Annotated in this window: 8 protein-coding genes; 6 read left to right on the top strand and 2 right to left on the bottom strand. The window is 64.7% G+C overall.

Annotated features, from left to right (window positions below; translation table 11 throughout):
- Nucleotides 1–56: 56 nt before the first annotated feature.
- The 5 genes from V3314_RS13835 (at nucleotide 57) to V3314_RS13815 (ending at nucleotide 6,163) form a co-directional block, all read left to right on the top strand.
- The gene (locus tag V3314_RS13835; protein ID WP_085601330.1) at nucleotides 57–1,793 is read left to right on the top strand and encodes a type I secretion system permease/ATPase; all 1,737 of its coding nucleotides are present in this window, start codon (nucleotides 57–59) and stop codon (nucleotides 1,791–1,793) included.
- Between the two features lie 7 nt (nucleotides 1,794–1,800).
- Nucleotides 1,801–3,141 (top strand): HlyD family type I secretion periplasmic adaptor subunit, encoded by a 1,341-nt coding sequence (locus V3314_RS13830; protein ID WP_338459114.1) that lies wholly within the window; start codon nucleotides 1,801–1,803, stop codon nucleotides 3,139–3,141.
- 1 nt (nucleotide 3,142) lies between these two features.
- Nucleotides 3,143–4,471, top strand: coding sequence for a TolC family outer membrane protein (locus tag V3314_RS13825; protein WP_046614000.1), 1,329 nt, complete (start codon nucleotides 3,143–3,145; stop codon nucleotides 4,469–4,471).
- A gap of 114 nt (nucleotides 4,472–4,585) precedes the next feature.
- The gene (locus tag V3314_RS13820; protein WP_046614001.1) at nucleotides 4,586–5,449 is read left to right on the top strand and encodes a sensor domain-containing diguanylate cyclase; all 864 of its coding nucleotides are present in this window, start codon (nucleotides 4,586–4,588) and stop codon (nucleotides 5,447–5,449) included.
- Between the two features lie 45 nt (nucleotides 5,450–5,494).
- Nucleotides 5,495–6,163 carry a class I SAM-dependent methyltransferase gene (locus V3314_RS13815; protein ID WP_046614002.1) on the top strand — a complete coding sequence of 223 codons (669 nt, stop codon included), beginning with the start codon at nucleotides 5,495–5,497 and terminating at the stop codon, nucleotides 6,161–6,163.
- A 126-nt stretch (nucleotides 6,164–6,289) separates the two neighbouring features.
- Here V3314_RS13815 and quiC read toward each other — a convergent pair whose 3' ends face one another.
- Entirely contained in the window at nucleotides 6,290–8,197 is a 1,908-nt protein-coding gene (quiC, locus tag V3314_RS13810) for a 3-dehydroshikimate dehydratase QuiC (RefSeq protein ID WP_046614003.1), read from the bottom strand.
- Nucleotides 8,198–8,572: 375 nt separating this feature from the next.
- Here quiC and V3314_RS13805 point away from each other — a divergent pair, with 375 nt between their 5' ends.
- Nucleotides 8,573–9,946: an MFS transporter gene (locus V3314_RS13805; RefSeq protein WP_046614004.1), complete on the top strand. Its 1,374-nt coding sequence runs from the start codon at nucleotides 8,573–8,575 to the stop codon at nucleotides 9,944–9,946.
- 37 nt (nucleotides 9,947–9,983) lie between these two features.
- Here the strand turns inward: V3314_RS13805 and V3314_RS13800 are convergent, their stop codons facing one another.
- Nucleotides 9,984–11,396 carry a DOPA decarboxylase gene (locus V3314_RS13800; RefSeq protein WP_108481370.1) on the bottom strand — a complete coding sequence of 471 codons (1,413 nt, stop codon included), beginning with the start codon at nucleotides 11,394–11,396 and terminating at the stop codon, nucleotides 9,984–9,986.
- Nucleotides 11,397–11,550: the final 154 nt, after the last annotated feature.

Below are 11,550 nucleotides of genomic sequence, written 5' to 3'. Positions count from 1 at the left end.
ACCGCTGTACGGGGCGCCGCAAGGGCTTCCCGATTTGCGATAAAAGGGAGGCCCCGATGCACAAGCCACCACGCACTCGCTCAGAGCTGGCCGATGTGCTGTTCCGCCTGCGCCGCAGCTTTTTTACCCTGGCCGCCTTCAGCGGCGTGATAAACGTCATGATGTTGACGCCAGCAATTTATATGTTGCAGGTGTATGACCGCGCCCTGGTCAGCCGCAACGTCACCACCCTGACCATGCTCACCCTGCTGGTGATCGGCTTGTTCATGCTGATGTCGGCCCTGGAGATGGTCCGCACCCGCGTTCTGATCCGGGTCGGCAACTTCCTCGACATGGACCTGAACCGACGCATCTTCAGCGCTGCCTTCGAACGCAACCTGAGCCGCGCCGGCGGCAACCCGGCCCAGGCCCTGCAGGACCTTGCGCAGGTGCGCCAGTTTCTGACCGGCAACGGTCTGTTTGCCTTTTTCGATGCCCCCTGGACACCGATCTACCTGCTGGTCTGCTACCTGATCCACCCGCTGCTGGGGCTGGTAACGCTGATCGGCTCGCTGATCCTGGTAGGCCTGGCCTACCTCACCGAGAAGGCCACGCAAAAACCCTTGGCCGAAGCCAACCAGGCGGCCCTGGCCTCGGCCAGCTATGCCAACAACAACCTGCGCAACGCCGAAGTGATCGAAGCCATGGGCATGCTGCCGGCGATTGGCAAGCGCTGGTACCAGGGGCACTTGCGCATCCTGCAGATGCAGACACTGGCCTCCGACCGCGCCGCGGTGATCAGCAGCACCGGGCGCTTCGTGCGCATCACCTTGCAATCGGTAATCCTCGGTGCCGGCGCACTGCTGGCCATCGAAGGCAAGATCACCCCCGGCATGATGATCGCCTGCTCGATCCTCACCGGCCGCGCCCTGGCCCCGGTGGAACAGGTGATCGCCGCATGGAAGCAGCTGCTGGGCTGCCGTTCTGCCTGGGGCCGGCTAAACGACCTGCTGCACGACTACCCGCAGCGGCCACCGAGCATGTCGCTGCAGCGGCCTATGGGCATGCTGGCCGTGGAAAACGTGATCGCCGGCGCCCCCGGCACCAGCAACAACATCGTGCGCGGGGTCAGCTTCAGCCTGGTCCCGGGTGAAAGCCTGGGCATCATCGGCCCTTCGGCCTCGGGCAAGTCCACCCTCGCCCGCCTGCTGGTAGGCGTGTGGCCGACCCAGGCCGGCAAGGTGCGCCTGGACGGCGCCGACATCTTCACCTGGAACAAGGCCGAACTCGGCCCGTGGCTGGGCTACCTGCCCCAGGACGTGGAGTTGTTCGAGGGCACCATCGCCGAGAACATCGCACGCTTCGCCGAAGTGGACAGCGAAGCGGTGATCCGTGCGGCCCGTAGCAGCGGCGTGCACGACATGATCCTGCGCTTCCCGCAGGGCTACGACACCCGCCTGGCAGCCGACGGCAGCCCGCTGTCCGGTGGCCAGAAGCAACGCATCGCCCTGGCCCGTGCGCTGTATGGTGAGCCGAACCTGGTAGTGCTGGACGAGCCCAATGCCAACCTGGATGACGTCGGCGAAAAGGCCCTGGTCGATGCGTTGGCCGAACTCAAGGCGCGCGGGGCCACGGTAATCCTCATTTCCCACCGGCCCAATGTGCTATGTGCGGTCGACAAGGTGCTGATGTTGCGTGACGGCGCCGTGCACATGCTCGGCAGCCGCGACGAGGTGTTCGCGGCGCTGCGCAAGGCCAGCGTGATCCCGGCGGCGACCGCAGCGCCGCTGGCCTCGGTAAAAGTACGGGAGTGACCGAATCATGCAGATGACCCAACACGCCGAATTGATTCCTGCCGAGGCCCGCAACCTGATCGACCTGGACGCAGGGCGGCCGGCACGCTGGGGGGTATGGCTGGTCATCGCCGGCTTTGGCGGCTTCCTGCTGTGGTCGTGCCTGGCGCCGCTGGACGCCGGCGTGGTCGCCACTGGCACGGTCAAGGTCACCAGCAACCGCAAGGCGGTGCAGCACCTGACCGGCGGCACGGTCGAGGCGATCCTGGTGCGCGAAGGCGATGTGGTGAGGAAAGGCCAGGAAGTGGTACGCCTGGACGCCCTGCGCGCGGTGGCCGAACAGGGCGCGGTCAGTGCCCAGTACATCGTCAGCAAGACCGTGCAAAACCGCCTGGAAGCCGAACGCGATGGCCGCGACACAGTCACCTTCGACCCTGCACTGCTCAAGCAATACGAAGGCGACCCGCGCCTGCTGGCCGCCATGGACCTGCAACAGCGCCTGCTGGATACACGCCGCGCTGGCCTGGCCGGTGAACTGAGCATCCTCGAGGAAAACCTTGCTGCCACGGCGGTGCAGCTCAAAGGGCTGCAGCAGGTGTATGGCGCCCGCGCCTCGCAGATCGGCTTCCTCAACCAGGAACTGCAAGGCACACGCGTGCTGGCCGCCGAAGGCTATGTGCCACGCAACCGCCTGCTGGAGCTTGAGCGCAACAATGCCGACCTGTCCGCCGGCCAGGCCGAAAACCTCAACAACATTGCGCGGACGCGCAGCCAGGCCACCGAGATCAAGCTGCGCATCCTGCAACGCCAGCACGACTACCTCAAAGAAGTGGAATCGCAACTGACCGATACCGCCAAGGAGAACACCACCCTGGCCGATCGCCTGCGCGCGCTGGACTATGAAGTGACCCACACGGTGATCCGCTCGCCGATCGACGGCATGGTCCAGGCCCTGAGCATCGCCACGGTCGGCGGCATCATCCAGCCTGGGGCAAAGATCATGGAGGTGGTGCCGCTCGACCAGCCGTTGCAGGTGGACGCGATGATCCCGGTGCAGGCCATCGACAAGATGGTGCCGGGCCTGGACGTGGACCTGGCCTTCCCCGCCTTCAACCATGCGCAGACGCCAAACATCCCGGGGCGGGTCAAGACGATCTCAGCCGACCGCCTGATGGACGAAGAAAGCAAGCAGCCGTACTACCTGGCCCAGGTGGAAGTGACGCAGGACGGCATGGGCTTGCTGGGCAGCAACCACATCCGCCCCGGCATGCCGGCCACCGTCACCATCAAGACCGGCGAGCGCAACCTGCTCAGCTACCTGCTCAAGCCGATGCTCGAACGCGTGGACGCCTCGTTCAAGGAGCAATGACATGAATCGCCCGTGCCTGATGTTGTGCCTGTTGGGGTTGTCCGTACAGGCCAGTGCCATGGACCTGAAGCAAGCCTGGGACTTGCTGCAGTACCAAGGCCCGATCTACCGCGCCGCGGTGCACGAGAAAGAAGCCGGCAGCGAGAACCGCGCCATCGGCCAGGCCGGCCTGCTACCGCAGATCAACGCAGCGGGCTACTTTAACAAGGTCAATGGCAGCCAGCGTCAGAATGGCCGGGACAGCGACCTGGACTATGACTCCAAGGGCGCCAACGTGCGTTTGCGCCAACCGCTGTTCAACAAGCAGAAGATGGCCGAATACCGTCAGGGCCAGCAACGTGCCGACTACAGCGTGGCGGTGTTCGATGCCAAGAGCCAGGACGCTGCGGTGCGTCTGGCAGACGCCTACTTCGACGTGCTGCTGGCCAGTGAAACCATCACCCTGGCCAAGGCCAAGCTGAATGCCTTCGAAGAGCAGTTGGCGTCGGCCAAGCGGCGCATGGAGCTGGGTGCCGGCACCATCACCGACATCGACGAGTCGGTAGCCCGTCGCGACCTGGCCGAGGCAGACCTGATCGAGGCCCAGGACAACCTGGTCAACGCCCGCCGAAAGCTGGAAGAGTACATCGGTGAAACGCCGGAGTCGCTGACCACCTTGCAGCCGGGCTTCAGCACCCCGCCGCTGATGCCGGGCAACCTGCAGGACTGGCTGGTCAAGGCCCAGGCCGACAGCCCGTTGATTCATGCGCGCCGGCACAATTACGAGCTGGCCGAAGAAGAAGTGAAACGCGCCCGCGCCGGGCACTGGCCGACCCTGGATTTCGTGGCGGGCTATACCGCCGGCAGCAGCCAGTCGATTTCCGAACTGAACCAGCGCAACCACTACAGCTCGATCGGGCTGGAGCTGAACATTCCGCTGTACAGCGGCGGCAGCACCAGCGCCCTCACCCGCCAGGCCAGCGCCAACAGTTCCAAGGCCCTGGATGAACTGGACGCCACACGCGAGGAAGTGATCTCTGGCACCACCCGCGAGTACCGCGGCGTGCAGAGTGGCGCCTTGCGCATTCAGGCGCTGGAAAAGGCCGTGGCATCCAACGAACGCTCGCTGCTTTCGGCCCGCAAGGGGTTCAGGGAAGGCGGCACCAGTACCAACTCGGATGTGCTCAATGCCGAGGAATTGCTGTTTGACGCCCGGCATGACCTGTTCGAGGCGAAGCTGAACTACCTGATGTCGCGGCTGCGCCTGGCATCGTCGGTGGGCAGCCTGGGGGATGACGATATCCAGCAGATCAACGATTACCTCGGGCCGGAACTGGTGGTAAGCAACTGACTATCGGCAGCCCAGCGGCAGCGGGCATACCCGCTCTGCAGGGTATGCGGCACCTGCCGCATTTTCTTCCATTTCAGGCTATGATCGGTCACCCTGCCGCGGACGCCCTGCCCCATGCCCGTAGACTTGCAAGCGTTATACCCCAGGCTGATCCACCTGATGCTGGACACGGTGTTCGTGGTCGACAGGGACAACCAGATCGTTTTCGTCAGCGATGCCTGCGAGGCGCTGCTGGGCTACCGGGCCTGCGAATTGATCGGCACCCCGATCACCGACTACATGCACCCTGACGACCTGGCGATCACCCGTGCATCGATTCTCCGGGTGATGAACGGCCAATCCCATTACGACTTCCGCAACCGCTACATCCGCAAGGATGGCGGTATCGTGCACATCCTGTGGGCAGCCTGCTGGTCCGATGAGGCCGATGCCCGCATCGGTGTGGCGCGGGATGTCACCGCCCAACACCAGGCCGAGGAGGAACTGCGCTTCCTGGCCCACCATGACCCCCTCACCCGCCTGGCCAACCGGGCCATGTTCAACGAGCGGCTGGACACCGCCCTTGCCGCGGCCCGGCATCACAACCAGCCGCTGGCGTTGCTGTTCATCGATATCAATGACTTCAAGGACATCAACGACAACCATGGCCACAGCGTGGGTGACCGCGTGTTGTGCACCCTGGCCCGGCGCCTGGAAGGCTGCGTAGGCGCGACCGATACAGTGGCGCGGATGGGCGGTGACGAGTTCACCGTGCTGTTGACCGACTACGTGTCGCCAGAGGCCATCGCCGAGCAGCTGGCACGCATCCTGGCCGCCATGGCCGAGCCACTTGGCGCCGAGTTTGCCGGCATCGATGCGCCATCCTGCAGCATTGGCGTAGCCCGTTTCCCCGATGACGGCAACGATGCCGACATGCTGCTGCGCCATGCTGATGGCGATATGTACCGGATCAAGCGACAGCGCGCTGCGGCCGGCTGAGTGCTCTGGCGGCCGCTGGCGAAATCGAGCACAACGGAGATGACCATGCGCAATCCTGAAGACGCCTTGCTCGACAGCTGGCAGTACAACGCTCAGGCCTGGATCGATGCCGTGCGCAGCGGCAGTATCGAGAGCCGTCGCCAGGTCACCGACCAGGCCATCCTGCTGGCCATTCTTGGTCGCCAGCCCGAACGGGTGCTCGACCTGGGCTGTGGTGAAGGCTGGCTGCTGCGCGCGCTGGCTGACCGGGGTGTCGAGGCGGTAGGTGTGGATGGAGACCGGGCGCTGGTGGATGCCGCGCGTGCTGCCGGTTCCGCCGAGGTACACCTGGCCAGCTATGCACAGCTGGCCGCCGGGCAGGCCTATGTTGGCAAGGACTATGACCTGATCTGTGCCAACTTCGCCCTGTTGCAGCAGGACATCATCCCGCTGCTGGCCGCGATGAATGCATTGCTGGCGCCCGGCGGTGCGCTGGTGATCCAGACCCTGCACCCGTGGGGCGTGGCGGATGGGGATTACCAGGATGGCTGGCGGGAGGAATCGTTTGCCGGGTTCGCCGGGGATTGGCAGGTGATGCCGTGGTACTTCCGTACCCTGGCCAGCTGGCTGAGCGCGCTGGACATGGCGGGGTTGCGGCTGGCCAGCCTGCAGGAGCCACAGCACCCGCAGAGTGCGCTGCCACAGTCGCTGCTGTTGGTGGCCGAGGGGCGCTGATCGGCAGTGGCTTTACCGGCCTCATCGCCGGCAAGCCAGCTCCCACAGGGGCTGCAAAAGCCCATCGGGCCGCGGTGATCCTGTGGTAGCTGGCTTGCCGGCGATGAGGCCGATACAGGCAAGCAACTACAGGACCGGCTTGCGCGCCGCCCCGCTGCGGGCCTTGGCCATCGCCGCCAGGCGCACCGCGACGTTGGCCGCACCGTAACCGGCATACCCCCCCTTGCGCTGGATGATCTCGAAGAAGAAACGCTCTTCGAACGGCTCGGTGTACACGTGGAACAGCTCGCCGCCCTGGGCATCGCGGTCGTACAGCACGTTGTAGTAGGCCAGTTCACTGAGGAACTCGTCATCGAAATCGAAACGCGCCGCCAGGTCGTCGTAGTAGTTCAGCGGGATTTCCAGCAGCGGTACCCCAGCCAGTTTGGCCCGCGCCACTTCGCGGAAGATGTCGTCGCAATCGAAGGCGATGTGATGCACCCCCGAACCGCGATAACTGGACAACGCATGGGCGATGGCGGTGTTGCGGTTTTCCGAGATGTTCAGCGGCAGGCGCAGGGTGCCGCACTGGCTACGCAGGGCGCGGCTCTTGACCAGGCCGTAAGGGTCCGGCAGCACCACTTCGTCGTCGGCGGCGAAATCGAACAGGCTCTTGTAGAACAGCACCCAGCTGTCCAGCGACTCGGCCGGCAGGGCCAGGGCCATGTGGTCGATGCGGCGCAGGCCGCCGGTGGCCGTGGCGTTCTTGTCCAGGCTGAAGTCGGTGTCGTACAGGGTCTGGCCGGCAGTGCCCTGCTCCACCAGGTACAGCAGGCTGCCATCCGGTGCACGTACCGCCGGCACTTCGCACTCGTTGGGCCCGACCAGGCCACGGAACGGCTGGCCACGGAAGGCGGTGGCGCGCTTCAGGGCGGCTTGCTGGTCCTTGACCCGCAGCGCGGTGGCGCACAGCGACGGCCCGTGGGCCTCGAAGAAGTTGTGGCCGAAGGAATAGGGTTCGGCGTTCAGCACAATGTTGATATCGCCCTGGCGCAGCAGCTGCACTTCTTTGCTGCGGTGCTTGCCGGCTTCGGCAAAGCCCAGGCGCTTCAGCCAGCTGCCCAGGCGCGCGCCGACGGCTTCGTCGACCGCGAATTCGAGGAACTCCACGCCGTCATAGGCACTGGCCGCCGGCGGGGTGAACAGCACACCAGGCTCGATCGAGGTGCCTTCCTGCTCCAGGCGCAGGCGGGTGTGCTCTTCGAGGTACAGCAGCGAACGCAGGCCATCGGCGGCGTTCTGCCGGGGCGGCGCGGCGCGGAAGCCGTCGTTGAAGATTTCCAGCGACAGCGGCCCGCGGTAGCCGGTGGCAAGGATTGGCGCCAGGAAACCGGCCATGTCCATCTCGCCCTGCCCCGGGAAGCAGCGGAAGTGGCGGCTCCACTCCAGCACATCCATGGCCAGGATCGGCGCGTCGGCCATTTGCACGAAGAAGATCTTGTCGCCGGGGATGTCGCGGATCGCGCTCGGGTCGCCCTTGAGCGACAAGGTGTGGAAGCTGTCGAGGATCACCCCGAGGGCAGGGTGGTCGGCCTGGCGCACCAGGTTCCAGACTTGCTGGTAGGTGTTGACGTGGCGGCCCCACGCCAGGGCTTCGTAGCCAATGCGCAGGCCGCGTTTGCCAGCGTGCTCGGCCAGCAGGCGCAGGTCGTCGACCAGCAGTTGTTCTTCGCCAAGGGCATCGGCCTGGACGTTGCTGCACACCAGCACCAGGTCGGTGCCCAGTTCCTGCATCAGGTCGAACTTGCGCTCGGCGCGGTCGAGGTTCTTCTGCAGGCGGTCGCGGCGGCAGCCCTCGAAATCGCGGAACGGCTGGAACAGGGTGATGGCAATACCCAGGTCGGCACACATCTGCCGTACCTGGCGCGGGCTGCCGGCGTAATAGAGCAGGTCGTTTTCGAAGATCTCGACGCCGTCAAAACCGGCGGCGGCGATGGCTTCGAGCTTTTCCGGCAGGGTGCCGCTCAAGGACACGGTAGCGATCGAACGCTGCATGGCGGGAGTTCCTTGTTGTTAGAGGGTTGAGGCCAGGGCTGCCTGTACCGGCCCAATCGCCGGCAAGCCAGCTCCCACAGGATTGGCGCATACCTTGTGGGAGCTGGCTTGCCGGCGATTGGGCCAGACCTGGAAAATCAGAACCACAGTTCCTGGCACGATCGATTATTCGCAGGTAAAGTCGTCGCTTCAATCTCTTTGTACGGAATGGTTAGTTTTGCGTTCGATTATCGCACAATACCCGTTTTAGCGAATTGCCAGTCCGCTGGCCCGTGGTCAACATGAACCACAGACGCAGGCACACCGACCACTGCCTCCTGCCTTGGCTAACCTCCGGCGGAACCTGCGCTAACAACAATAACAACGGAGACAACGATGGCTCACTCCAGCTCTCAAGCCAAGAAAGCGACCGCCAGTGGATGGATAGGCTCGGCACTCGAGTACTACGACTTCTTCATCTACGCCCAGGCCGCTGCGCTGATTTTCCCGCAGATCTTCTTCCCTAACACCGACCCGAAAATGGCCATCATTGCCTCGCTGGCCACCTACGGCGTGGGTTACCTGGCGCGCCCGTTCGGCGCCTTCGTGCTGGGCCACTGGGGTGACACCCGCGGCCGCAAGAACGTACTGCTGCTGTGCATGTTCCTGATGGGCCTGTCGACCATGGCCGTTGGCCTGCTGCCCACCTACCACGACATCGGCCTGCTCGCCCCGGCCTTGCTGGTGGTGCTGCGCCTGGTCCAGGGCTTTGCCGTGGCCGGTGAAATTTCCGGTGCCAGTTCGATGATCATGGAACATGCGCCATTCGGTCGAAGGGGCTACTACGCCAGCTTCACCCTGCAAGGCGTACAGGCTGGCCAGGTGCTGGCGGCGGCGGTGTTCCTGCCTCTGGCCTACTTCATGCCCAGCGAAGCCTTCAACGACTGGGGCTGGCGCATTCCATTCCTGATGAGCGCCATCGTGCTGATTGCCGGCTTCATCATCCGTAAGGAAGTGCACGAAACCCCGGCGTTCGTGAAGGAAGAGAAGCAGGACAAAGTCGCCAAGTCGCCGATCAGCGAGGCCTTCCGCCACAGCTGGAAGCACATGGTGCTGGTGATGTTCATGGCACTGATGAACGTGATCCCGGTGGTGGCCACCATCTTCGGTGCGGCCTACGCGGTACAGCCGGCCTATGGCATCGGCTTCGACAAGAGCGTGTACCTGTGGATTCCGGTAGTCGGCAACATCGTTGCGGTGCTGGTGATTCCGTTTGTCGGCAACCTGTCCGACAAGATCGGCCGCCGCCCGACCATGATCGCCGGTTGCCTGGGCTCGGGCCTGCTGGCGTTCCTCTACCTGTATGCGATCAGCATCCAGAACGTACCGCTGGCGTTCGCCTCGTCGATCGTCATGTGGGGCATGGTGTACCAGGGCTACAACGCGGTGTTCCCAAGCTTCTACCCAGAGCTGTTCCACACCCGCTACCGTGTTTCGGCCATGGCCATCGCGCAGAACATCGGCACCATGCTGACCGCCATGCTGCCGGCGCTGTTCGCCCTGGTTGCCCCGCCTGGTTCGGACAACATCCCACTGGTGGTCGGTGGCCTGGCGTTCTTCATCACCTGCGTGTGTGCCCTGGCAGCGTACATTGCCCCGGAAACCCATCGCCTGGCGATGGATGACCTTGGCAACCCCGATGCCAAGCCGATGGAAAAGACCGAGTATGAGGCTAGCCGTAAAGGGAGCTTTCAGGCAGTGAGCCACTGATCGATTGCCGGGGGCTGCTTTGCAGCCCCCGGCAATTTCAGCCCCTGACCACTTCCTGCAGGCGCGCCCAAAGCTGTTCGACATGCTCACGCTCGGTCGGCAATGCGCCAATCGACACCCGCACCATCCACCGCCCATCCAGCGTCGCCGGCGTCACATAGGCATCCCCGGACGCGTTCAGCCGCTCGGCCCACCCCTTGGTATGCGCATCCAGCGCCTCCCCTTCCAGCCCCGCCGGCCGATGGCGAATGCACAACGTCTGCAACTGCACCGGCGCCAGCAGCTCCCACTCCGCCGCCGCGCCGATTTGCCCGGCCAGCCACTGGGCATTGTCCAGGTCACGCCGCAGCCGTGCCTGCAACGCCTCTACCCCCTCGCTGCGCAGCATGAACCACAGCTTCAACGCGCGGAACCGGCGGCCCAGCGGGATACCCCAGTCACGCAGGTTCTTGACCTCGCCATCCACCGCCGACTGCAGGTAGCTGGGGTTGGTGCTCATGACCCGGATCAGGTGCTGCGGGTCGCGCACGTAGTAGATCGAGCAATCGAAGGCCACGCCCAGCCATTTGTGCGCGTTGACCACCAGCGAATCGGCCAGCTCGATGCCGTCCCACATCCAGCGGCATTCCGGCAGGATCATCGCCGAGCCGGCCATGGCCGAGTCCACGTGCAGCCACAGGCCATGGGCCTGGGCGATCTCGCCGATCGGCCGCAGCGGGTCGAGGGCCGTGGTGGCGGTAGTACCGGTGGTCGCGACCACGGCGCAGGGCTGGTTGCCGGCGGCCAGGTCCTGCTCGATCGCCGCCTGCAGTGCTTCCGGGCGCAGGGCATGGCGTTCGTCGGTCGGGATCAGGCGGATGTTGTCGCGGCCGAAACCGGCCAGCAATGCGGCCTTGTCCACCGAGCTGTGGGCATGGGCGCTGACATAGACGATCAGCGGCCTGGGCTGGGCTTGCAGGCCGCCGCGTACCAGTGCGTAGTCGCTGGCGCGTTCCCGCGCGCAGATCAGCGCCACCAGTGTGCTGGTGGATGCGGTGTCCTGGATCACCCCGCTCCATTGGCCAGACAGGCCCAGCAACTGACGCAGCCAGTCGAGAGTGATTTCCTCCAGCTCGCTCAGGGCCGGGCTGGACTGCCACGACAGGCCCAGCACGCCCAGGCCAGTGCTGAGGAAGTCACCGAGGACCGACGACAGGGTGCCGTTGGAGGGGAAATAGCCGTAGAAGTCCGGATGCTGCCAATGGGACAGGCCGGGCATGACCAACTGGTTGACATCGTCGAGGATCGCGGCGAAAGGCTCGCCTTGGCGGGGGGCCTGAGCGGGCAACGCGGCCTTGAGATAGCCGGGTTCGACCTGGGCCATGACCGGGCGCTCACCGACGGATTGGCGGTAGTCGGCGATCAGGTCGATCAGTTGGTGGCCGTATTGGCGGAATTGTTCGGGGGTCACCTGGGTTCTCCTGGGGGGTGGTTCGCTGCCTGTACTGGCCTCTTCGCGGGTAAAACCCGCTCCCACAGGTACTGCATCGCTTGTGGGAGCGGGTTTACCCGCGAAGAGGCCGCTACAGGCAGCGCAATGCCCCCAGTCTAGGCACCTATCCCGA

The organism is Pseudomonas sp. TE3-3-F2023 (assembly GCF_036784815.1).
In the GTDB taxonomy this organism is placed as follows: Bacteria; Pseudomonadota; Gammaproteobacteria; order Pseudomonadales; family Pseudomonadaceae; genus Aquipseudomonas; species Aquipseudomonas pudica.
Note: the sequence above shows the minus strand (reverse complement) of the source record. Positions and strands in the feature narration are given on the sequence as shown.